We start from the raw sequence: 23,166 nt of genomic DNA, 5'->3' as shown, positions 1-23,166 counted from the left end.
GGTTGGCACCTTCCGCCAAACAGACCCTGCGAAGATTGGCTCCTGGTCATGTGTGCATCCGACACCCCCGAACCTAGCGTGATGGGCCTCAGAGTCTTCCTGTCCACGAAATGAGGACTTGCATGAAAGACAGCGACGCGCAAGCGGTTCCGCCCGTTGTGCAACCGACCCGCACGGAAACGTCTGACAGCGCGTTGATGCTCGAACGACGCGGCATCGCACACATCCCGGCAAGCCAGCGTTATGGCAACCCTCGAAACCAGTTCACTGTGCGGTTCGCACCGGTGATCTACCTTGCCGGCATCTATCTCGGCGCCAGCGGCGGCCCACTGGGCCTGGGCCTGACAGGCAGCATCACCGCGATCGTTCTCGCCAACATCCTCGGTTCGATCGTGACCGGTTTGTGCGCGGTCATGGGGCCCAGGCTCGGTATGCCGCAGCTACCGATGGGGCGGGCTCCGTTCGGCTACTTCGGGAACTTTCTTCCTGCGTTCCTGACGCTGCTGATGTGCATCGGCTACTACAGCGTCGGTACGGTGCTCGGCGCCAAATCACTGGCGAGCCTCCTGAATGCGCCGTATGCCCCGACTGTCGTTGTCGTTGCGGCAGTGAGCATTCTGATCGGCATCTTCGGTTACAAGATCCTGCATGCGCTGGGAAAGATCATCACCAACGTGAGCATCGTGGTGCTCACCGTGGTCTCGATAGTCCTGATCGTCCACGGCGGCGGGCCAGGCACCGACGCCACGGTGACGGGTGTTGACTACTGGCTTGCATGGTCGGTTCTCTTCACCGCCGTATTCGGCTACACCGCGAGTTGGGCGCCCTACGCGTCGGACTACTCTCGCTATCTGCCCGAAAACAGCAAGCCCTCATCGATATTCGCGGCAGCTTCCACAGGCCTCTTCGCGTCCACGACCTGGATGATGTGCCTCGGCGCGGGGCTCATCACGCTCATGCCCGGCGGTGACGTGATCGATGCGTTCGGCGTCGCCCTGCCTGAGTGGCTGCGCTACGTCGTGCTGCTCACGCTCGGCTTGTCTGCCATCCCGCACAACTCGGTGAATCTGTACAGCGGGGCGATGAACACGCTGACGTGCGACGTGAAGTTGCCGCAGTGGGTGACCGTGACGATCGCAGGCCTTGTGGGTCTCGTGATCGCGCTGGTGTTCGGCGGTGACCAGTTCCAGTCGAATTTCCTGCTGTTCCTGCATGTCCTGTCGTACTACATCACGCCGTGGGTCGCGATCCTGCTGGTCGACTACTACGTCGTGCAGCGCGGCGGGCGAAACGTGTTGCCGTTCGAGAACTTCTACACTCCCGCCGGAGCATTCGGGCGGTTCAACGTGGCGGGCCTGGCGGCACTGGTCGTCGGTGTGGTCGTGTCAGTACCGTTCATGGCCAACGACTTCTACACGGGTCCGATCGGTATCAGCCTCGGCGGCGCCGACCTGAGTTACTTCGTCTCCGCGATCGTGGCGGCTGTTGTCTACCTCGCCGCGCGGCGCAGGTTCGCGCCGCATGGCGACGCTGTGCGCCTGGCCGGCCACCCGGAAGCGTCGCGGCTGGAGAAGACGAACTAAGACGCTCGGGCGGGTCAGGCGCGCAGCACCAACGCGTCGCGGCGCGCCTTGAGCTCCGCGAATTCGGTGGCGTGCCGCAACCTGCGTTCCTCGAGATTGATCCAGATCCCGTTGGTTGCAGCGATGGTCGCGGTGACAGTGGCGTGCGCTTCGCTGATCCGTTGTCGCACAGCCCGATCGGTGAAGATGGCGTCGAGCCATATGGCGAAGTACGTGGTGAACTCGTCCAGCTCGGCCAGCCGCAGACCATCGGCCTTGATGTCGGCCAGCTCGATCGTGAACGTCTTGAGGGCAGCGTCCGCCGCCCGCAGTTGGTCGGCCGCGTCGTCGAGCATCTGCCACTTGATCGCTGCACCGAGGTATTCGCCGTGGGCCACCGAGTCGTACGCCGACAGATGTCCAGCGTCACTCAGCAGGTCGGCGGCAGCCTGCGATTCCCGCAGCGCCGCCTCGCCTGCGGCCTGGGCTTCGCCGATCTCCTTGAGCTCGGCGATCAATCGGCCACGCTGCTGGGCGAATTCGAGCAGCTGGAATGACGTCGCCCCGCCGTTGCGCTGCAACCAGTTCTCCTTGATCGCCAGCGCCCGCTGGTACGCCTCGTCGACGTCACCGAGTGCGGCGAGCTGATTCTGCAGCGCGTCGGCGATGCTCTGGTCGACGTCGGCCGCGGCCTGCCGGGCAGCGTACTCGTACTCGGCGACCTGTTGTTCGGCCGTCTCGCGGGCGAGATCGTCGTCGTACGAACTGTTGAGGTGCGCCAGGATCTTGGTCAGCGAAAGCGATGTCAACTTCCGGACATCGCGGACCTGCTCGGCGACGTGTTGCTCGGCCTCTGCGGCGGCCGTGGCAGACGCTTCGGCCTTGCTGCGCGCCGCCGCCAACCGCTGCCGAAGCGAGGCCGCTTCCCGCAATGCTGCGGTGGCCGCGGTCAGCACCGCGTCGGGAGTATCAGTCACATCAGCAGTTTATGAACGCTCATGCAGCCGCGAGCGCGGCAAAAATGCTGACGACGCACGGCGTGTCGGGCAACAGACGCGCACGCTCGCGGTGATTAGCAGGATGAGGCAGCGACGATGTTGACCAGGGTGCGGACGCCGACGCCCAGCGCCCGCTCGTCGAGGTCGAAAGTCGGCTGGTGCAGGTCGAGTTGGGGGCCTTGGCCGCTCCACACGCCGAGCCGTCCCATGGCGCCGGGCACTTCCTCGAGATACCAGGAGAAGTCCTCGCCGCCGCCGGACTGGTGGGTGTCGGCAAGGGTGTCAGGGCCGACGGCCTCGATGGCGTGGGTGAGGATGCGTGTGGAGACTTCTTCGTTGACCACCGGCGGCACACCCCGCCGGTAGTTGAGGCTGTGGTCGATGTTGAGAGGTGCGAGCAGCGACGAAACGACTTCTTCGACAATCGATTCCAGTGTCAGCCAGGTGTCGCGGCTCGCGGTGCGGATGGTGCCTGCCAGGGTCCCGATCTGCGGTATGGCGTTGGCGGCGACACCGGCGTTGACCGCGCCCCAGACCATCACGGTGTTGTGCCGCGGATCGATGCGGCGCGAGAGCACTCCGGGCAGGCCGGTGATGAGCGTGCCCAGGCCGTACACCAGGTCACCGGTCAGGTGGGGCCGCGACGTATGCCCACCCGGTGAGTGCAGGGTGATCTCGATGGAATCCGCCGCCGAGGTGATCGGCCCCGGCTTGGTGGCCACGCGGCCCACAGCCAGGCGCGGGTCGCAGTGCAGCGCGTAGATCCGGGAGACCCCGTTGAGCACTCCGGCCGAGACGGCGTCGATGGCGCCACCGGGCATCAATTCCTCGGCGGCCTGGAAGATCAACCGGACCCCGACCGGAAGTTCGGGCGCCGAGGCCAGCGCCAAGGCGGTGCCCAGCAGCACCGACGTGTGCGCGTCGTGCCCGCAGGCGTGCGCGACGTTCGGCACCGTCGACGCATATGGCGCACCGGTGCGGTCGGCCATCGGCAGCGCGTCCATATCGGCGCGCAACGCGACGCGCAAGCCGTCGTCGGGGCCGAAGTCACAGGTCAGTCCGGTGCCACCGGGCAGAACCTTCGGGTTGAGCCCCGCCTCGGCGAGGTGCTTGGCGACGAACTCGGTGGTGGCGAACTCTTGGCGGCCCAGTTCAGGATGGGCATGCAGATGCCTGCGCCAGGCGACCAGATCGTCGTAGTGGGCAGCCAGCCAACTGTCGGCGATCTGGGCAAGATTCACCGCAGTCATGATGCCGTCCGCCTTTCCTGGGCCTGCAACACGCGGTCCCGTTCGCCGGGAGTCTCGGCCAGCCGAACCACGGTGCGGGCCAACATGATTGCCCCTTCCACCACAGCCTTGTCGGCGCTCGGGCCGACGGCCGCCGCGGTGAACGCGGGCTGGTGGATCGCCGCGCCACCGGAGTCGATGCCGATGACCGGATGTATGCCGGGCATCACCTGGGTGACGTTGCCCATGTCGGTGCTGCCCATCGGCACGCTGGCTTCCACGCTCGGCGGCAGCGGCTCACGGCCGAGGCTCACCATCTCCGCGCGGACGGTCTCCGAAAGCCACGGGTCGGGCACCAGCTCGGCGTAGGCGGGTGCGGTCTCACTGATCTGATGCGTGCAACCCGTCGCGATCGAGCCGGCCGAGAAACAGCCGGCCATCCGGCCTTCCAGCTCATGCAGCGCCGTCATGTCGGTGGCCCGCATGGTGTAGCGCAGTTCGGCATGGCCAGGGATGATGTTGGTGGCCTGGCCGCCGTTGGTGACGATGCCGTGCACCATCTGCCCCGGCAGCAGCTGTTGGCGCAGCAGCCCGATGGCCACCTGTGCGACAGTGACTGCGTCACCGGCGTTCACGCCCATGTACGGGGCCACCGCGGCGTGCGATTCCCGCCCGGTGTAGTCGACCGTCACCTCCGAGAGCGCGAGCGAGCGGGCCGCGGCGATGTCCACCGGACCGGGGTGCAGCATGACCGTCGCGGCGATGTCGTCGAAGGTTCCGGCGCCCAGCATCAACACCTTTCCCCCGCCGAGCTCTTCGGCCGGCGTGCCGAGCAGCACCACCGTGAGGCCGAGCTGGTCGGCCACCTCGGCGAGCGCCAGTGCGGTGCCGACCGCGGAGGCCGCGATGATGTTGTGGCCGCACGCGTGCCCGATCTCGGGCAGGGCGTCGTACTCGGCGCAAATCCCCACCACGAGCGGACCGCTGCCGTAGGACGCCCGGAAGGCCGTGTCGAGGCCACCCGGCGCGGCGGTCATCTCGAACCCGTATTCGGCCACCAGCGCCTGGGTTTTGGCGCAGCTGCGATGCTCGGCGAACGCCAGCTCGGGCTCGGCGTGGATGGAGTGGGACAGCTCGATGAGGTCACCACGGCGCCGGTTGACGGCGTCTTCGACGCTCAGCGAGGCAGCGGCGGTGGGCATCATCGCAGTATCGCATTGCCTGTTTGCGCCGGTTAAGCTCGGCCACCGTGACCGATCGGGAGCACACGTCCGCACTCGCATCCGCAGAAGCCGTCGCCGAGCGCACCGGTGTCGACCACCACGACGTCGCGGTGGTGCTGGGCTCCGGGTGGGCGCCTGCCGTCGCCGAACTCGGCGACCCGGTCGCGGTGGTGCCGATGGCCGAGCTGCCCGGATTCACCCCGCCCAGCGCGGCCGGGCACGGCGGGCAGGTGCTGTCGGTACGTATCGGCGCACACCGGGTCCTCGTGCTGGTCGGACGGATCCACGCGTACGAGGGCCACGACCTGCAGCACGTCGTGCACCCGGTGCGGACCGCGGCGGCGACCGGGGCACACACCGTGGTGCTGACCAACGCCGCAGGAGGCCTGCGCGCCGAATATCAGGTCGGCCAGCCCGTGCTGATCAGCGACCACCTCAACCTGACGGCCCGCTCGCCGCTGGTCGGGGCGCAGTTCGTCGACCTGGTCGACGCGTATGCGCCGCGGTTGCGCGACCTCGCCCGCGAGATCGACCCGACTCTGACCGAGGGTGTCTACGCGGCGCTGCCCGGACCGCACTATGAGACCCCGGCCGAGATCCGGATGCTGCGCACGCTGGGTGCCGATCTGGTCGGCATGTCGACGGTGCACGAGACCATCGCCGCACGAGCCGCCGGAGCGCAGGTGTTGGGCGTGTCGCTGGTGACGAATCTGGCGGCGGGGATGACGGGCCAGCCGCTCAGCCACGCGGAGGTGTTGGAGGCGGGCCGTCAGTCCGCGACCCGGATGGGCTCGCTGCTGGCCGGCGTGATCGCGCGTCTCTGATCGCTGAACCTGGCCAAGGCTCGGGCCATCAGCGGCGCGGCGAACAGCATGAGCAGCATGCGGACCACCTGGACCGCGATGATGAACGTGACGTTCGAACCAGTTTCCACGGCGGTCGCCAGCACGGCGTAGACGCCGCCCGGGCTGGTCGCGAGGTATCCCTCCAGTTGGGTGATACCCGTGACCTTCGCCAGCACGACGCCGAGCCCTGCGGTCACCGCTCCCAGCATCACGATCAGCACGAGTGCCAGGGGCAGGATGCGGCCGATGGCCCGCACCGATGCCAGCGTGAAGGACAGCCCGGCTTGCCAGCCGATGAGCATGTATGCGGCCTGCACCAGCACCATCGGAACGGTGAGGCCGAACGACAGGCCGGTGAGCTGCAGCGTGATGGTCAGCGCCAACGGCCCGAGCAGCCCCGCGCCGGGCAGCCGGATCAGCTTGCCGCCCGCGGCACCGACGACGACCAGCGCGGCCAGCATGGCGAGACTCACATACCAAGGGGCCGAATCGGTTTGCGCCGGCGATGAACCCGGGTGCGACGTGTCTGCGTGATAGACGACGGTGACCATCACCGGGATCGTTGCGGTGACCAATGCCACGCGGAGATATTGCACGACCGACACCACGCGCTCGTCGCCGCCGAGTTCGCGGGCGATGGCCACCAGCCCGGAGGCGCCGCCGGCCACCAGCGCCAGCGAGCCGGTCAATGGGCTCACGTCGCGATGCAGGCCCAACAGTGCACCGGCGACGACGCTGAGCAGCAGCGTGGCCACCGCGATGGCCAACACGATCAACCAGTCGGGCTTCAGCGCGTCGACCGCCTCCGGCCGGACCATGGTGCCGATGTAGACGCCGAGCACACCCTGCGCCGCGAGGCCGGTGTACGGCGGTAACCGGGCGGGAGCCAGGGCGGCCAATGCCAGCGCGACGCCTACGACGAGCGCGGCGAACAGTCCGGCGGACGGTACGCCGATGGCGGTGAGGGCAATGGTCGCGGTGACGGTCAGCATCACCAGAACAACCCAGCTCAGCATCCGCCGCATGCAACCTCCGATCCCGATAGTGCCAAGTATCGACTTGTTAATTACTGAGCGCAACCTCGGTGATAACCGATACAATGTGCCAGATACCAAGGTATAACTTGGTTATGACCAGAACGTCATCGAAACCGCCGCAGATACCGGTGAGCACCGCCACCGAACTGCGGGAGTCGATGATGGCGGTGGCGCGGCAGATGCGCAGGCACCGTCCCGATCACGGTCTGACGCTGAGCCAACTCGAGCTGCTGGGCGAGATCAGCCGCACCGGGACCACCACCCCCGCCGAACTGGGCGCCAGGCTGCAGGTACGGGTGCAGTCGCTGACCGACGGCATCAACGAGCTCGTGAACCGTCGGCTGATCATGCGTCGCCCCGACGAACACGACCGCCGACGCCAACTCATCGAGCTGACCGCACAAGGCGCCGAGTTACTGCAGAGCGACCGGGCCGAACGCGATGCCTGGCTGCATACCGCGATGCGTGACAACCTCACCGATCTGGAGCTCGGCCTGCTGACGCTCGTGGCGCCGGTGCTCCGCAAGCTCGCGTACGCCGATGCAAAAGCAGGCACACTTGACTCATGACGCAATCGGCGATTTCGGCGGTGGCTCAGACGTGGATCACCCACGACCCCGATCCGGACACCGCGGCCGAACTGTCCGCATGCGACCCCGATGAGCTCGCGCGGCGGTTCAACAACCCGTTGACGTTCGGCACAGCCGGGCTGCGCGGACCGGTACGCGGTGGACCCGACGCCATGAACCTGGCCGTCGTGCTGCGGACCACCTGGGCAGTCGCACAGGTGCTCAAAGACCAACTCGCCCAGGACGGCACCGGGTTCACGCCCAGCGAGACACAGGTGGTGGTGGGGCGCGACGCGCGGCACCGGTCCGATGAATTCGCTCTCGCGGCCGCAGAAGTCCTTGCCGCCCAGGGGTTTCAGGTGCTGCTGATGCTCGCAGCCGTGCCCACGCCCGTGGTGGCGTTCGCCGTGCGGCACTTGAGCGCCACGGCGGGCATCCAGATCACCGCGTCGCACAACCCACCGGCGGACAACGGGTACAAGGTGTTCGGCAAAGGCGGCATGCAGATCATCTCCCCCACCGACCGCGAGATCGAGGCGGCCGTCGCGCGCGCACCCCATGCCGACGAGATTCCGCGCGCGACCGTGCAGACCGGAGGCCTCAAGGAGATCCGCCACTATCTGGAACGGGTTGCGCACGTGCGTCACACCACCGGTTCACTGCGGGTCGCGCTGACCCCGTTGCACGGAGTCGGCGGCGAATTCGCGCTCGACGCACTGGCAATGGCCGGCTTCGACGATGTCTACGTGGTGGAGAGCCAGTTCGCGCCCGATCCGGACTTCCCCACCGTGGACTTTCCGAACCCCGAGGAACCGGGAGCCACCGACGCGCTGCTGACCCTGGCCGCCAAGGTGTCGGCCGACGTGGCGATCGCGCTGGATCCCGATGCCGACCGCTGTGCCGTCGGAATTCTCACCGCCGACGGCTGGCGCATGCTCTCCGGCGATGAAACCGGTTGGCTACTGGGCGATTACATTCTGTCGCAGGTCGAGCCCGGCCCGGTCAGCGAGGCCACGGTGGTGGCCAGCACCGTGGTGTCATCGCGCATGCTGGCCGAGATCGCCGCCGCGCACGGAGCCCGCCACGCCGAGACGCTGACCGGATTCAAGTGGCTGGCACGCGCCGGAGGTCCCGGCACCACGCTGGCATACGCCTACGAGGAGGCCATCGGGCATTGTGTCGACCCGGCGGCAGTGCGTGACAAGGACGGCATCAGCGCCGCGATCCTGTTCTGCGATCTGGTGGTCGCCCTGCGCGCTCAGGGCCGCACGGTGCCCGATGCGCTCGACGCGCTGGCCCTGCGCCACGGTGTGCACGTGACGGGTGCGGTGTCGCGGCCGGTCGAGGACGCCGGGGCCGCGATGTCCCGGCTGCGTACCACCCCGCCAACCGAACTCGCTGGTTTCCCCGTGAGCGTCGAGGATCTGCTGGAGCGACCCGGCGAGCAGCGCACCGACGCGCTGATCCTCACCGGCGGTGACGCGCGGACCACGGTGCGAGTCGTCGTGCGCCCTTCGGGTACTGAGCCAAAGCTGAAGTCCTACACCGAAGTTCGTTGTGCGCCGACCGACGACCTGACCATGGCACGGGCCCGGGCGAACACACTCAACGACGAACTCGCCACCGCCGCCGCACTGTTCTGACGCCTCAGCGCGGTCCGAACTGACGGTCCCCCGCGTCGCCGAGACCCGGGACGATGTAGGCGATCTCGTTGAGACCGTCGTCGATGGTCGCGGTGATCAGCCGGATGCCGGGGGCGATTTTCTCCAGTGCCGCAATGCCTTCCGGTGCGCACACCACACACACCGCGGTGATGTCGACGGCGTTGCGGGCCTGCAGCAGGTCCACGGTGTAGGCCATCGACCCACCCGTGGCCAGCATCGGGTCGAGCACGAAAACCGACCGGTCACTCAGATCGTCGGGCAGGGACGCCAGATACGGCGTCGGCTGGTGTGTGGTTTCATCGCGGGCCATGCCGACGAAACCCACCTGAGCCTCCGGGATCAGCGCGTGCGCCTGGTCGACCATGCCCAGCCCGGCGCGCAGCACGGGTACCAGCAGCGGCGGATTGGCCAGCCGGGAACCGGTGGTGTCGGTCAGCGGTGTGCGCACCGGGATCTGCTCGCATGGCGCGTCGCGGGTGGCCTCGTAGACCAGCATGAGCGTCAGATCACGTAAGGCCGCACGGAACCCCGCGTTGTCGGTGCGCTCGTCACGCAAGGTGGTCAGCCGGGCAGCGGCCAGTGGGTGCTCGACGACACGTACGTCCATGCGCCGACCTTAAACGGTCTCCGCCGGATCAGGGACCGCAGTGGCGATGTGCGCCAACTTGTCCGGGCTGAGCACCCACAACAGCTCTTCGATGCCCTCCGCCGACACCGTCACCGTCAGAAACGCCGCCAACCTGCCGTCCTGCGAAATCAGCGCGCCGCCCTGCCCATTCGCGGTGATCCACGTGACCGTGGAGTTGCGCCAGAACCTGCGACGGAATGCCAGTACGAACTTGGAGACCCGCTCCCGGCCGACGACGGGCACCGGCGCGGCGTTGCGCATCCCGTTCCCGTCGGTGTAGCTGGCCACATCGGAGGCCAGCAGCTCCTCCAGATCCGACATGTCGCCGGTCTGCGCCGCGGCCACGAACGCCGTCAGCAACCGCCGCTGCGCCTCGGTGCTGGCGGGTTCGCCCCGCCGGGCCGCCAGATGCCTGCGGGCCCGGCTCACCAACTGACGCGCGTTGACGTCGCTGACCGCGATGGTCTCGCCGATCAACTCGTACGGGTAGTCGAACGCCTCGCGCAGGATGTAGGCGGCCCGCTCGGGCGGCGCGAGTTTCTCCATCAGCATCAGCGTCGCCACCTGCAGAGCCTCGCCGCGTTCGGCGCCGAGCGCCGGGTCGGCACTGGTATCGACCGGGTCGGGAAGCCAAGGCCCGATGTAGGTTTCGCGCCGGACCCGGGCCGACTGCAGCACGTTGACGCACATCCGCGTCACCATGGTGATCAAGAATGCGGCTGGCTCACGCACGTCGTCGCGGTCGGTGGCCTGCCAGCGCACCCAGGCATCCTGCAGTACGTCCTCGGCCTCGGCGACACTGCCCAGCATCCGGTACGCCAGCCCGAACAGCCGCGGGCGGACCTCGGTGAAGACCTCCTCGGCGTCGGCAAGGTCGGTCATGAGCGCTAGTCAAACACACCTCTGACCACCGCATCCGGTGGTGCGGCGCTGTGACACATCGCACTGTCACAGATCAGCGGGCGGCCCGGTCTACCTGAACGACACCGCCCGCAGCACGCACGAGGAGTATCGATGCGCCGAACAGGACGCCTCTACGGTCGCGACGCCGAATGTGCCGCGCTCGACGAGCTCCTCTCCGATGTCCGCGCGAGCCGTAGCCGGGCGCTGGTGCTGCACGGCGAGCCAGGCATCGGCAAGACCGCGCTGCTGACCTACCTGCACAACCGCCGAGCCGATACGCGTGTACTGCGGGTCACCGGCGTGGAGTCCGACATGGAGCTGCCGTATGCCGGCCTGCAGCAGTTCTGCGCCCCGCTGCTGGACCGGCTCGACCGCCTACCCCAGCCCCAGCGTGACGCGATGAGCGTCGCGTTCGGCCTGGCCGCCGGGCCGCCGCCCGACGCATTCCTGGTGGGGCTCGCAGTGCTGAGCCTGCTGTCGGAGGCCGCACGTCTGCAACCGTTGCTCTGCCTCGCCGACGACGCGCAGTGGATCGACCTGGCCTCGCTGCAGGCACTCGCCTTCGTCGCGCGGCGGCTGACCGCCGAACCGGTCGGCATGGTGTTCGCCGCGCGGGCCACCTATGATCACGACGCCGCGCTGGCGGGTCTCCCGGTGCTGGCGCTGCGCGGGCTGACCACCGAACACGCCGCACGGCTTCTCGACTCGGTCGTGCCCGGGCTGCTCGACCGGCGGGTCCGTGACCAGATCGTCGCCGAGACCCGCGGTCTTCCCCTCGGGCTGCTGGAATCGGTCCGAAACCGCACCGCCGCCGAACTCGCCGGAGGATTCGGAGACCCGGGCCGCCCCGGGCCCCCACTTCGGCTCGAACTGACCTACGCGCACCGCATCGCGGCCCTACCCCGCCCGACCCGCCGGCTGCTGCTGGCCGCCGCAGCGGATCCCGTCGGCGACCCTCTCCTGCTGATGCGGGCGGCGCAGCGGCTCGGTATCCCCGCGAGTGCCCTGGTTCCCGCCGAACGCGAAGGCCTGATCGAACTGACGGGACGCGTCGTCTTCGACCATCCGCTGGTGCGATCGGCGGCGTACCGGTCAGCCGACCTCGCCGAGCGCCGCGCGATCCACCGCGTGCTGGCGGAGGTCACCGATGCCGATGTCGACCCCGACCGCCGGGCCTGGCATTCGGCGTACGCCACCACCGGGCCCGACGACAGCGTCGCCGCCGAACTGGAGGCGGCGGCCGGGCGTGCGCAACAGCGCGGCGGGGTGGCCGCCGGCGCCGCGTTTCTCCAGTGGGCTACCGCACTGACCCGGGATCCGGCCCGCCGCGGCGCCCGGGCACTGGCAGCGGCGCGCGCCAAGAGCGATGCCGCGGCCCCCGGCGAGGCAGAGGACCTGCTCGGCATCGCCGAACTCGGGCCGTTGACCGATCTGGACCGCGCCCGCGCCGCACACCTGCGAGCCCGGTTGTCGGTGGCCCGCGGCAACTTCCAGGGTGCTCCGGTCGCCGAATTGATCGATGCTGCACGGCAATTCGAGAACTTGAACGACGCGGCTGCCGGTCCGACCTACCTCGAGTCGCTCGCCGCGGCCATGCATGCCGGCCGGCTCGGTGATTCCTCCGCGCTGCACACCACTGCACGGTCCGCGCGGGCCGTCACGACGCCAACGTCCGCCCCGCCCCATCCGGCTTACCTTCTGGTGAGCGGCATCTCGCGGCGGATCGGCACCGACGACGGCAGCGGGCACGCCGAACTGCGTGCCGCGGTGGCCCTGCTCGACACCATGCTGCACACCGATCCTTGCCGCATTCACTGGCCGGGTGCGGCATTCCCGATCGCCCAGGAATCGGCCGTGCACGAGATCTGGGACGACGAGGCATGGCACCGGCTCGCGACGCGATCGCTGCAGCTGACCCGCGACACCGCCGCGCTGGCCATCCTGCCCCGGGCCCTCGGCTACCGGGCCGGCGCGCACCTCCAGGCCGGCGAATTCACCACCGCGGCCATGCTTCTCGACGAAGCCGAGTCGATCAGCGCCGCCACCGGGCACCCGTCGATGACCGACCACGCGCTGATCCTGGCCGCGTGGTGCGGTGACACCACCGAGGCCACGCCCCTGATCCAAGCGGCCGCCGAGAGGGCCACGGCGCGTGGTGAGGGCCGCCTGCTCGGGCTGGCCGCTTACGCCAGAGCTGTCCTGCACAACGGTCGGGGCACCTACGACCAGGCGTACGCCGCCGCGCGTGAAGCTTGCGAATACCCGGACCTCGGCCTGTTCGGCTGGTCGCTCACCGAACTCGTCGAATCGGCATCGCGATGCGGCGAACCCGATGCGGCCAAGAGTGCCCTGCGGCAGTTGGAAGAAAGCACCCTGCCCAGCGGAACCGACTGGGCGCTGGGCACACTCGCCGGAGCTCGTGCCCTCCTCGCCGACGACCAGCTTGCCGAGGAGCTGTACGTCGAGGCGATCGAGCGCTTGGATCGCACGCGCATCGTCGTGCAGCAGGCACGCGCCCGGCTGCGTTACGGCGAATGGCTGCGCCGGATGAACCGTCGTTCCGACGCCCGCACGCAACTCGGCGCCGCCCACATCATGTTCACCCGCATGGGCGCGCAGGCCTTCGCCGAACGGGCACGCCGGGAGCTGATGGCCACCGGCCAGAAGACCCGGAGACGGCCCATCGGCGGCGGCGATCGGCTGACCCCACAGGAAGCCCAGATCGCCGAGCTGGCCGCCGCAGGCCTGACCAATCAGGAGATCGGCGCGCAGTTGTTCATCAGCACCCACACCGTGGAGTGGCACCTGCGGAAAGTGTTCGTGAAGCTCAACATCACCTCGCGCAGGCAACTGCGGGGGATGTCGTGGGCTGATTGAGCGGCCACGGACCACGGACTGTCAAGGGTCCGCCGCCCGGCGCGGACGGCAACGCTCTAGGTGGTACGCGTCCCACCATTCCCACCCCACATTGGAGGCCCCACATGCTGCCGCAGTCCGATGGCCGGACCCGCATCCCGCCGGGGACGCCCGAGACGTCCGCATGCGAGGTGGAGTCCGAGGCAGAGCTGGCGGCCCGGTTCGAGCGCAACGCCATGCAGTACCACGCCGTATTGCTGCGCGGAGCACGGCGATTGACCCGCAGCGAGGCCGACGCGGAGGACCTGCTGCAGGACACCCTGATGAACGCCTACGCGGGATTTCGGCGATTCCAGCCCGGCACCAACATGCGGGCGTGGCTGTTCCGCATCATGCACAACCGCTGGGTCAGCTTGCACCGCACCAAACAGCGCAGGCCCGACGTGTTCACCGTCGAGGACATCACCGACAGCGACCTGGCCGCCAGCTCGGTACACATGTCCGCGGTACACCGCTCCGCCGAGGACGAAGCGCTGGACATCCTGCCGGACAAGGTGATTCGCGAGGCGCTGAGCGATCTGCCCGAAAGCTTCCGCCTCACCGTGTACTACGCCGACATGCAGGGGCTCACCTACGCCCGGACCGCAGCACTGCTGGGTGTGCCCATGGGCACCGTGATGTCGCGGGTCGCCCGCAGCCGCCAACGGTTGCGGACCTCGCTGGCAGACCTGGCCACCACCGGCCGCGGGCCCGGTGAGCAATGCGTGGCGTGACGGGCAATCGACACGGAACCGAACGAGGCCTGCCGACGTCCTAAGGACATGTTCGCCGACACCGACCTGATCCGTGCCCTCGGCAGCGCGTACGCCACGCACGCCGCCGATCTCACCGCCGCCGCCGCGCTGGTGCGCTCGGCGGACACCCCCGCCTCAGCGCTCGGTCCGGTCGGCGCCGACTTCCTGGCTGCGTTGCGCACGGCGCTCGCCGACCACTCGGCCGCCATCACCGCGCTGGGCGTCCACGCCAGGGCCGCCTCGGTGTCCGCCGCCGGGACCGCCGCCGATTTCGACGCCGTGGGCCGCCGGGCCGCCGACCTGCTGCCCCGGGTATAGCGATGCCGGGCCCGCTCGTCAGCGCGCTGGTTGCACCGCTGCGTGAGGTAGCGGCGCTGGTCGGCCCGGGCTGGGCCGCGCCGGGGAATCCGGACGCGGTGCCCGGCGAGGTGCGCGACGCGCTGCGCGCCGTGGCCGCGGCCTCCCGCAGCTCGTGGGCTGCGCTGGGCGACTGGTCGGGTGCCGCCGCCGACGCTGCCGGACGGGCTGCGACCATGACCGCCGACACGGCAGCTGCGCTCGCCGACCGTGCGGAAACCCTCGGCGCCGCCGCACGGCAAGCGGGCGCTGCGGTGCAGTCCGCCGCCGCCCGCTTGCGGGCCATCGTGGCCGGCTTCGAGGAACGGGCCGCAGCGCTCGAACCTCGCCTCGACGAACCGGGGGTGGCCGAGGCGCTGCTGGCCGAGGCACAACAGGCGCTGCGCGACGCGATCGCCGTCGTCGACGAGTTGCGCACCGAATTGGGCGACCACGCCTCGGCCGTCAGTGCCGAAGGTGCTGCGGCACCCGCTGCGACCGTTCCGGCCGGGCTGGGCACACCGTCGAGTCTGGGGGCTGCGCCGGGGTCGGGGACGTCGCCCGCGACGTCGATGCCATCAGCTCCCGGCGCCCTCTCGGGACTGGCGGCCCCGGCGGCCGCCTTGGTCGGACGGCATCGAAGCGGCCGACCGGCCGGCTCGGCACCCGAGACCGCGATCGGCACCCGCGATCCCGGCATGTTCGGCGAAGGGGTGGCCGTGCGGCTGCCCGACGGCAGCACCGCGCGGGCTCCCAATGCGGTGGCGGCCGATGCCGTGCGCAACGCGTTGACGCAGCTGGGTGTGCCCTACCGCTGGGGCGGCACCACACCCGGCGTCGGCCTGGACTGCAGCGGTCTGACGCAATGGGCGTATCACGAAGCGGGGCTGGACATTCCCCGCCTGGCCCAGGAACAGGACGTCGGCGCCGCGGTGTCCGCGGATGCGCTGCGACCCGGTGACCTCGCGGTGTGGGACGGCCACGTCGCGATGGTCGTCGGCGATTCGACGATGATCGAGGCGGGCGATCCGGTACAGCTCTCCCCGATTCGCACCACCAACGCCGGGCAGGGTTTCCATGGTTTCTTCCGCCCCACCGCGTGACGTCGCAGCCACGATGACCTGGGCGCGGGCCTGCCTCGCGGCACTCGAGCGGGCCGGTGACGACCTGGGCGCACTGCGCGAGGGCGCCGACGCGGCGAAACGTCGACGACGGCTGCTCGATGACCTCGCCGCGGAGATCGACCGCCAACCGGAGACGACGTGACAGGCCGCGCAGGGTGCGCCGTTAGGCTGTGCCGCATGGCTGCTGACATCGTGCCGGTTCGGCTGGCACTGACCAAGGGCGACCTCTACACCTTGTGGGCTCCGCGGTGGCGGGACGCCGGCGACGAGTGGGAGGCGTTCCTCGGCGACGACGAGGACCTGTTCGCCTTCGAGTCGGTCGCCGATCTGGTCGCGTTCGTGCGCACCAACTCCGACAACGACCTGGCCGATCACCCCGCATGGGAGAAGCTGACCGAGTCCTCGGCCCATAAGCTCGACCCCTCCGAGGATCGGCAGTACGACTTGGTCGGGGTGCCGGAACTGGTGGCAGAAAAGCCCACCGAGGAATCGGTCGCGAGCCTGCACCGCACCTTGGCGATCGTGTCGTCCATCGGCTCGGTGTGTGAACTGGCGGCGATCAGCAAGTTCTTCAACGGCAACCCGGTGCTCGGCACCCTCGGCGGCGGACTCGACGAATTCACCGGTCGCAGCGGACGCAAGCGCTGGGCCGATATCGAAGGTGTGATCGACCGCGGCTGGGACGGGGTCCTCGACGCCATCGACGAGATCGTCACCATCCCCGAGGACATCGACGCCGATGCGGTGAAGAAGGCTCAGGAGGAACTCGACGAGCCCGCACCGGAGCCTGAGGAGGACGAGGCAGAGGTCGAGGAGACCGAAGCCGAGGACACCGACGAGGCTGACGAAGCCGAAGAGGCCGAAGAGGCCGCCGACGACAACGCCGTGCTCGGCGGTGACGAGGACTTCTGGGTCAAGGTCGGCATCGATCCCGTGCGGCTCATGACGCGGTCCGGCACGGTGTACACGCTGCGCTGCTACCTCGACGACGAACCGGTCTTCCTGGGCCGCAACGGCCGCATCAGTGTGTTCAGCTCCGAACGCGCCCTGGCCCGCTACCTGGCCGACGAGCACGACCACGATCTGTCCGACCTGGCGACCTACGACGACATCCGCACGGCCGCCACCGACGGGTCGCTGCGGGTGGATGTCTCCGACGAGAACGTCTATGTGCTCACCGGCATCTCCGACGACATCGCCGACGGACCCGATGCGATCGACCACGATCAGCTCGAGCTCGCCGTGGAGCTGCTGCGCGACGTCAGCGACTACGCCGAGGACAAGACCGTCGAGGAGACCCTCGCTCCCACCACGCCGCTCGGCAAGTTCGTCGGCCACGTGCTCGACCCGGACAAGGTGAAGGCCCCGGCCGCGCCGTACGCCGACGCCGTCGAACAGTGGGAAACCCTCGAGCGCTTCGTGGAGTCGCGGCTGCGACCCGAGTAGCGCACGAGCGGTGCCGCCGGTTGCCGATGAATTCTCGGCAGCCCGGCGGTCTACCCGCACATGACCTCAACGCGCCTGTCCACCGTCACCGTCCCCGGCGCCCGACTCCACTACGAGGTACGTGGAGACGGCCCACTGCTGTTGATCCTCGGCGCCCCGATGTCGGCCGCCGAGTTCGTACCGCTGGCGCACGCGCTGGCCGCCGATCACACCGTCGTCACCACTGATCCACGCGGCATCGCCGCCAGCGTCGTCGACGATCCGGACCAGGACTCCACCCCCGAACTGCGGGCCGACGACGTGGCCGCCATCCTCCACGATCTCGGCGCGGATACGGCCGACGTGTTCGGCTCATCCGGCGGAGCGGTGACGGGCCTCGCGTTGCTCGCCCGGCACCCCCACCGGGTGCGCACCCTGGTCGCCCACGAGCCACCGCTGCTGGAACTGCTGCCCGACGCCGCCGCGCAACGGGCTGCCACCGACGAGATCGTCGCGACGTTTTACCGCGACGGGTATCACGCGGCGTTCGCGCAGTTCATGATCACCGCGGGCTTCGACCTACCCGACGGCGCCCCGACCGGCCCGCCGGGGGAACCCGATCCGAAGGAAGAGGCCGACGCGACGCACTTCTTCGCCCATGAATTGCTGCCCACCACGCGGTATCTGCCTGACCTCGAGGCGTTGCGCAATGCACGGGTGATACTCGGGCTCGGCATGGATTCGGGGCGGCTACTCACCCAGCGCACGACCCTCGCGCTGGCCGAGCTACTGGGCAGCACGCCGGTCATGTTTCCCGGCGATCACGGCGGATTCCTCAGCGAGCCAGGTGATTTCGCGGACGCTCTGCGGCTGGCGCTGGCATGAGGATCAGACGGTGAGTAGGTGACCCAGAAACCGGTAACCGCCGTCACGAGCGTGAATCGTCTGCGAATCTCCCGCCGATTTTTCGCAGAGGGTTCACGTTCGTGACGCGGCTGGGTCTGATCACTCGGCGAAAGATCAGGAGACCCGCGACACCCTTCCAAGCGATGTGCTGTAGAGCGCGTCGCCGACCAACGTGAAGGTTCCGGCATCTCTGCCCAATTGCCACAACTGCTGACCGGTCGCAGCGTCGTACGCCGTCGTCGAATCGGAACCGAGACCGCCGACGACGGTCTGGTCGCCATTGACGGCTACCAGACCTGGGCCACTACTGCCCTGAGTATCGCCGACGAGCGCGCCGGTTCCGTCCGTGCATTTGCGCACCCGCACCCGCGGCGCACCAGCGCCCGGCTCGGCAGTCGGGATCACGACGATGCAGAGGTCGCCGATGCCGGACAGGCTGGGGACGGTGTGCGGCACCAGTGACACCTGCTGCGACCAGCGGATGTCACCGGTGGCGTCGTCGACTCCGGCGATCTCGCCTTTGTCCTCGCTGTACACGACGGGCAACGCGACTCCCGACGTCGAGTTCTCCACCGACGACGGCAACGTGTAGGAGGTGATGATCGCGGTCTGCGGCAGGCGATAGTGCGCATCTTCGGGAATGCTCCACGCTTTCTTCCCGGTGAAGGAGTAGAAGTCGATCCGCTGCTTCGGGTGCCGGTCCTGCTCGACATCGATGGAACTTCCACGCACCGACACGGCAATGCCGCGTCCGGTTGCGATCAAATCGTCGACGATGCCGATGGAGAACAGATCGTCTCCCGTCTTGGCGTCATAGAACTTGGTGCCCATGGGCGCCTTCGCCGCAATGATGCGCTGGTCCAGGAACGGCTGGACGACACCCGTCATCGGCTTGGTCCAGAGTTGCTGTCCGGAATCGTCGAACACCGTGACGCCCTTGGTGTTGTCCACATACGCCAACAGCCCCGAACCACTGTGGCCGCTGCTGCCGGACTGTCCGGACACTGTGCTCTTCGTCGTTCCGGTCTTCATATCGACGATCGCCGCCATCTGCTGGCCGACGCACATGGCCGTGTCGCCTGACGTGCCGACCACGCAGTAGACATAGTCACCGTTCGACTTCGGCCATGGCTGTTGCCACAACTGTGAGCCGCTGGCCGCGTCGAGTCCGATGATCGAGTCCCCGACCTTGACGATGACGGTCTTGGTGTCGCCGCCCAGGACACTCATGTAGTCGCTCGAGGCCCCGCCGGGCGGGTAGCTCCACAGCGTGGTGGGCGCGGCGCTCAAGGAGGGCAACTTCAGTTCGGTAGGCGGACGCGGTGCCTCCGCCGCGACCTCGGCCTTGCCTGCGGTGGTGTCAGTGCCGGAATCTCCGGAGCCGAACTTCCACACCACGACCGAACCGATCACCAGCGCGAGGACGACCACCACCGCGGAGACGACGATTCCGATGACCTTGCCGCGGCGACGCGGACCGGCCGGCGGCTGCTGGGGGTATTGCTGCTGGGGGTATTGAGGTGGGTACCCGTAGCCCGGCGGCTGTCCCCAGCCCTGCGTTTGCGGATAGGTCGGAAAACCTGGGCCGGCGCCGAACACCGGTGGCGCCTCCTGACGGACCTCGGGTGCGTCGAACGGCGACTCGGTCGATCCCGATGCCCCTGGCTGACCGTCATTGTCGCCCCACGGCGAGCTCCCCCACTGGTTCACGTGGGGAGTGTATTTCAGGTTGCCGCCCAACCCCCGCAGCTCGTTGCTGGCCCCGGAAATCGGCACATTCCATCACCAGAACGCTATGCACGGCGCAAATCGTTGTTTTCGGGCGACTCTTGTCCTGATCAGTCATTCCTGATACTTTTCTGGCCCATAACAACATTGTGATGGGGATCTCATCAGGCTCGGAGTGTTACGACCGGCACCTGCGCGATGGGCCCCGAGAGAAATTTGGGAGCTTGTGAACGACTCATTGGTCTTCGACAGCGCCACCGAGATGGCGGCAGCGCTGCGGCGCCGCGACATATCCGCACGCGAAGTTCTTGCGGCCCACGTCGCTCAGATCGACCGCTACAACGGCGCGGTCAACGCGATCGTGACGCTCGACATCGACGGAGCCGAGCAGGCCGCCGCCGAGGCCGACCAGCGCTGCGCGGCAGGTGAACCACTGGGCCCGCTGCACGGGCTCCCGATCGCGTTCAAGGACACCCACGCCACCGCTGGTATGCGCACCACCTTCGGTTCCCCGTTGCACGCCGACTGGGTCCCGGAGCAGGACGACGAAATCGTGCGCCGCATTCAGCACGCCGGCGCCATTCGCGTCGGCAAGACCAACGTGCCCGAGTTCGCAGCCGGATCACATTCGTTCAACGCGGTTTTCGGGACGACCCGCAATCCGTACGCCCTGGACCGATCGGCCGGGGGCAGCAGTGGCGGTGCCGCAGCCGCGTTGGCGAGCGGCATGCAACCGATCGCCGACGGCAGCGATATGGGTGGCTCCCTGCGCAATCCGGCATCGTTCTGCAACGTCGTGGGCCTGCGGCCGACGACCGGCCGCGTTCCGGACCCCGCCGCGGCCTGGGCGTACCCGAACCTCGCGACAGCAGGGCCCATGGGCCGCACCGTCAACGACGTCGCGCTGCTGCTGTCGGTGATCGCCGGGCCGCATCGCGACGACCCACTCTCACTGGCCGACGACCCGGCAGGTTTCGCCGACGTGAAACCTGCTGATCTCAAAGGGCTTCGGGTGGCGTGGGCACCGACCCTCGGCGACCGCGTCCCCGTCGACGCGGAGGTGCTGGCACCGCTGGAAACCGCTGCGAAGGTGTTCGCCGAGCTCGGCGCGCACGTCGAGCCCGCGTGTCCCGACCTCGACGGAGCCGACGCGACGTTCCGCACCTTGCGCGCCGTCGAATTCGACACGCTGTGGGGTCAGCAGCTCGACGCCACGCCCGAGGCGTTCAAGGCCGACCTGGCCTGGAACATTCGGGAAGGCCGTGCCAGGACCGCGGGTGACATCGGCCGGGCACTGGCCGAACTGACCCGGCTGCAGCGTGCCGCCAACGTCTTCTTCGACACCTACGACGTGCTGATCGCCCCGGTCAGCCAGGTCGTCCCATTCGACGCCGACCAACTCTGGCCGGCCGAGGTGGCAGGCGTACGGCAGCAGAACTACCTCGACTGGATGGCCGCGGCCTACCTCATCACTGTCCTCGGCGTGCCTGCCATCTCGGTGCCTGCCGGCTTCACCCCCGGCGGACTGCCCGTCGGGCTGCAGATCATCACCCGCGCCCGTGGTGAACAGGCGCTGCTCGGCATCGCCGCCGCATTCGAAGCCGCCACCGAACACGGCACGCGGCTTCCCGCCCTCATCTCGGAGAACCGCTCATGACATCGCCTGTCCTGGAAAGCCCGCGGCGCCTCGCCATCGCGGCAGTACCTGTCCTCGGGTTCCTTTCCACGCCCTTTCTGCCCTTCGTCAACGGTCCGCACCTCTGGTTCGGCGTTCCGTCGGTCCTCGTGTGGACCGCGATCTGGGTGATCGGCACCGTCGTCGCCCTGCGCGCCGTCGAGACGTCCTACCGGCGCGACGGCGGCGACGAACTCGACGCGGCCGAGGCCGCCGACACTCCCGGAGAGGCCCGATGAACGCGCTCACCGTCTACATCGTGATCGGCCTGTTCGCCATCGGCGCCATCGGCATCGCGGGGAACCGTGCCAGGAAACTCGACGAGTGGACCGTGAGCGGTCGCAGCTTCCGCCGGTGGCGGTCGTGGTTCCTACAGGCCGGCGAATCGCTCACCACGTTCAGCTTTCTCGGGTTGTCCGGGATAGCGTTCGGCGGCGGCGTCAGTGCCACGTTCGCGTTGGCGTACCTCTCGATCTCGGCGATCGGCATGTACTTCGTCGCGCCGAGGCTGTGGCGACTCGGCAAGGGCCGCGGCTACCTGACCATGGCCGACTTCTTCATCGACCGGTTCGACAGCGTGCCGTTGGGCAAGGTGGTCGCGGTGGTCGGCGCGATCTTCCTGCTGCCCTACCTCGAACTGCAGATCACCGGGCTCGGCCTGATCGTCGAGCTGGCCACCGGCAACGCGTCCAGCCGCGGGCTGTCCATGGTCGTCGCCAGCGTGCTGGTCATCGTGTTCGTCGTGTGGGCAGGCATTCGCGGGATCTCGCGGGTCGCGGTGGTCAAGGACGCGCTCATGGTGGTCGCACTGCTCATCGTGGTGGGCGGTGTCGGGTTCGGCATCGCGGGCATTCCCGAGGTCTTCTCGCGTGTGCAGAGTGCTCAGCCGCAGCTGCTGACGCTGTCCGCGCCGGGATACGACACCACGTTCTTCGTCACGGCCGTCGTCGTCACCTCGATCGGCGCAGGCCTCAACGTGTTTCCGCACCTGTGGCCCCCGGTGCTTGCGGCGCGCAGCGGTGAGATCCTGCGCAGCAACTACACCTGGCTCGCGCTCTACCAGCTGTTGCTGTTCGCGCCGATCATCGTCGGGCTGGGCGCCACCCTGATCCTGCCTGCCGACACCACGGGCAACCATGTCCTCATCGACACCGCGACCCACACCCTGCCCGACTGGCTCGTCGCCGTCATCGCGATCGGCGGTGCCTCGGCCGCTATGGTTCCGGCTGCCGCGATCGTCATGGGCATCTCAACCCTGGTGTCGCGCAACCTGATCACCGGCGGTTCCGAGAAAACGCGGATGCGCGTCAACACCGCCGTCGTCGCGGCGGCCATCATCCTGGCGCTCGGCTTCGGACTCGGTGGCGCCAGCATCTCCAGCCTGCTGCTGCTCACCTACGGCGGCCTGACCCAGCTCGCGCCCGCGATCCTGGTGGCGTTGCGAGGGCGGGTCGGCGTGGGCGCCGTCCCGGTACTGATCGGCATCGTGATCGGCGTACTGGTGGTCAGCTGGATCACGTTCTTCGAGATTCCGATCGGCAGTTGGGATTCCGGCTTCATCGCGCTGGGCCCGAACATCGCCGCAGTGGTCATCGCCGAGGCGATCCGGCGCCGGATGCCCCGCCCTGCGATCGCAGAGGAAGTACCGGCCGCGAGGTGAATAC

The 23,166-nt window shown here is 68.5% G+C and carries 21 protein-coding genes; 14 read left to right on the top strand and 7 right to left on the bottom strand.

The annotated features are described in order from the left end of the window. The first annotated feature begins 122 nt into the window (after window positions 1–122). Entirely contained in the window at window positions 123–1,583 is a 1,461-nt protein-coding gene (locus RMCB_RS20400) for a purine-cytosine permease family protein (RefSeq protein ID WP_062830237.1), read from the top strand. A 14-nt stretch (window positions 1,584–1,597) separates the two neighbouring features. On the opposite strand, the gene RMCB_RS20395 is transcribed toward RMCB_RS20400, so the two are convergent. The 3 genes from RMCB_RS20395 to RMCB_RS20385 form a co-directional block, all read right to left on the bottom strand. After that, the gene (locus RMCB_RS20395) at window positions 1,598–2,539 is read right to left on the bottom strand and encodes a hypothetical protein (protein WP_131805558.1); all 942 of its coding nucleotides are present in this window, start codon (window positions 2,537–2,539) and stop codon (window positions 1,598–1,600) included. A 95-nt stretch (window positions 2,540–2,634) separates the two neighbouring features. Next, window positions 2,635–3,810 (bottom strand): M20 family metallopeptidase, encoded by a 1,176-nt coding sequence (locus RMCB_RS20390; protein ID WP_051243993.1) that lies wholly within the window; start codon window positions 3,808–3,810, stop codon window positions 2,635–2,637. Continuing rightward, entirely contained in the window at window positions 3,807–4,991 is a 1,185-nt protein-coding gene (locus tag RMCB_RS20385; protein ID WP_062830294.1) for a M20 family metallopeptidase, read from the bottom strand. Before RMCB_RS20385 ends, RMCB_RS20390 begins: the two co-directional genes overlap by 4 nt. A 47-nt stretch (window positions 4,992–5,038) precedes the next feature. Here RMCB_RS20385 and RMCB_RS20380 point away from each other — a divergent pair, with 47 nt between their 5' ends. Further along, entirely contained in the window at window positions 5,039–5,836 is a 798-nt protein-coding gene (locus RMCB_RS20380) for a purine-nucleoside phosphorylase (RefSeq protein WP_062830235.1), read from the top strand. On the opposite strand, the gene RMCB_RS20375 is transcribed toward RMCB_RS20380, so the two are convergent. After that, entirely contained in the window at window positions 5,782–6,882 is a 1,101-nt protein-coding gene (locus tag RMCB_RS20375) for an AbrB family protein (RefSeq protein WP_062830234.1), read from the bottom strand. The two genes, RMCB_RS20380 and RMCB_RS20375, sit on opposite strands and share 55 nt — an antisense overlap. 104 nt (window positions 6,883–6,986) lie before the next feature. Here RMCB_RS20375 and RMCB_RS20370 point away from each other — a divergent pair, with 104 nt between their 5' ends. Both RMCB_RS20370 and RMCB_RS20365 read left to right on the top strand, forming a co-directional pair. Further along, window positions 6,987–7,463: a MarR family winged helix-turn-helix transcriptional regulator gene (locus tag RMCB_RS20370; protein ID WP_062830233.1), complete on the top strand. Its 477-nt coding sequence runs from the start codon at window positions 6,987–6,989 to the stop codon at window positions 7,461–7,463. Beyond that, a complete protein-coding gene (locus RMCB_RS20365) occupies window positions 7,460–9,106 on the top strand; it encodes a phospho-sugar mutase (protein WP_062830232.1) in 1,647 nt (548 codons plus the stop codon). Before RMCB_RS20370 ends, RMCB_RS20365 begins: the two co-directional genes overlap by 4 nt. Window positions 9,107–9,110: 4 nt before the next feature. Here RMCB_RS20365 and upp read toward each other — a convergent pair whose 3' ends face one another. Continuing rightward, window positions 9,111–9,734 (bottom strand): uracil phosphoribosyltransferase, encoded by a 624-nt coding sequence (gene upp, locus RMCB_RS20360; RefSeq protein ID WP_062830231.1) that lies wholly within the window; start codon window positions 9,732–9,734, stop codon window positions 9,111–9,113. A 9-nt stretch (window positions 9,735–9,743) separates the two neighbouring features. Continuing rightward, entirely contained in the window at window positions 9,744–10,637 is an 894-nt protein-coding gene (locus RMCB_RS20355) for an RNA polymerase sigma-70 factor (protein ID WP_062830230.1), read from the bottom strand. Between the two features lie 132 nt (window positions 10,638–10,769). On the opposite strand from RMCB_RS20355, the gene RMCB_RS20350 reads away from it, so the two are divergent. From RMCB_RS20350 to RMCB_RS20320, 7 genes are all read left to right on the top strand, one after another. Continuing rightward, window positions 10,770–13,535 (top strand): ATP-binding protein, encoded by a 2,766-nt coding sequence (locus tag RMCB_RS20350; protein WP_062830229.1) that lies wholly within the window; start codon window positions 10,770–10,772, stop codon window positions 13,533–13,535. A gap of 104 nt (window positions 13,536–13,639) precedes the next feature. After that, on the top strand, window positions 13,640–14,287 hold the full coding sequence (locus RMCB_RS20345; RefSeq protein ID WP_062830228.1) for a sigma-70 family RNA polymerase sigma factor: 648 nt from the start codon (window positions 13,640–13,642) through the stop codon (window positions 14,285–14,287). A gap of 48 nt (window positions 14,288–14,335) precedes the next feature. Beyond that, the gene (locus tag RMCB_RS20340) at window positions 14,336–14,626 is read left to right on the top strand and encodes a hypothetical protein (protein ID WP_062830227.1); all 291 of its coding nucleotides are present in this window, start codon (window positions 14,336–14,338) and stop codon (window positions 14,624–14,626) included. A gap of 2 nt (window positions 14,627–14,628) precedes the next feature. After that, window positions 14,629–15,747, top strand: a complete 1,119-nt coding sequence (locus RMCB_RS20335) for a C40 family peptidase (RefSeq protein ID WP_062830226.1) — start codon at window positions 14,629–14,631, stop codon at window positions 15,745–15,747. After that, a complete protein-coding gene (locus RMCB_RS20330; RefSeq protein WP_062830225.1) occupies window positions 15,722–15,910 on the top strand; it encodes a hypothetical protein in 189 nt (62 codons plus the stop codon). The genes RMCB_RS20335 and RMCB_RS20330 overlap by 26 nt, the downstream gene beginning before the upstream one ends. Window positions 15,911–15,945: 35 nt before the next feature. Then, window positions 15,946–17,214: a protein export chaperone SatS gene (gene satS, locus RMCB_RS20325; protein ID WP_062830224.1), complete on the top strand. Its 1,269-nt coding sequence runs from the start codon at window positions 15,946–15,948 to the stop codon at window positions 17,212–17,214. A 60-nt stretch (window positions 17,215–17,274) separates the two neighbouring features. Further along, window positions 17,275–18,078 carry an alpha/beta fold hydrolase gene (locus RMCB_RS20320; RefSeq protein ID WP_062830223.1) on the top strand — a complete coding sequence of 268 codons (804 nt, stop codon included), beginning with the start codon at window positions 17,275–17,277 and terminating at the stop codon, window positions 18,076–18,078. A 135-nt stretch (window positions 18,079–18,213) separates the two neighbouring features. Here RMCB_RS20320 and RMCB_RS20315 read toward each other — a convergent pair whose 3' ends face one another. Then, a complete protein-coding gene (locus RMCB_RS20315; RefSeq protein ID WP_131805557.1) occupies window positions 18,214–19,809 on the bottom strand; it encodes a BamB-related PQQ repeat family beta-propellar protein in 1,596 nt (531 codons plus the stop codon). 244 nt (window positions 19,810–20,053) lie between these two features. Here RMCB_RS20315 and RMCB_RS20310 point away from each other — a divergent pair, with 244 nt between their 5' ends. Genes RMCB_RS20310 through RMCB_RS20300 form a run of 3 tightly spaced genes read left to right on the top strand, consistent with a single transcriptional unit; the run spans window position 20,054 to window position 23,162 of the window. After that, window positions 20,054–21,484 carry an amidase gene (locus RMCB_RS20310; RefSeq protein ID WP_072278510.1) on the top strand — a complete coding sequence of 477 codons (1,431 nt, stop codon included), beginning with the start codon at window positions 20,054–20,056 and terminating at the stop codon, window positions 21,482–21,484. After that, window positions 21,481–21,741, top strand: coding sequence for a hypothetical protein (locus RMCB_RS20305; RefSeq protein WP_062830221.1), 261 nt, complete (start codon window positions 21,481–21,483; stop codon window positions 21,739–21,741). The genes RMCB_RS20310 and RMCB_RS20305 overlap by 4 nt, the downstream gene beginning before the upstream one ends. Continuing rightward, window positions 21,738–23,162: a sodium:solute symporter family protein gene (locus RMCB_RS20300; RefSeq protein WP_062830220.1), complete on the top strand. Its 1,425-nt coding sequence runs from the start codon at window positions 21,738–21,740 to the stop codon at window positions 23,160–23,162. The genes RMCB_RS20305 and RMCB_RS20300 overlap by 4 nt, the downstream gene beginning before the upstream one ends. Window positions 23,163–23,166 lie beyond the last annotated feature (4 nt).

Origin of the sequence: Mycolicibacterium brisbanense, assembly GCF_001570425.1 — a bacterium.
GTDB classification, from domain to species: domain Bacteria; phylum Actinomycetota; class Actinomycetes; order Mycobacteriales; family Mycobacteriaceae; genus Mycobacterium; species Mycobacterium brisbanense.
This window is presented reverse-complemented; position numbering and strand designations above follow the sequence as displayed.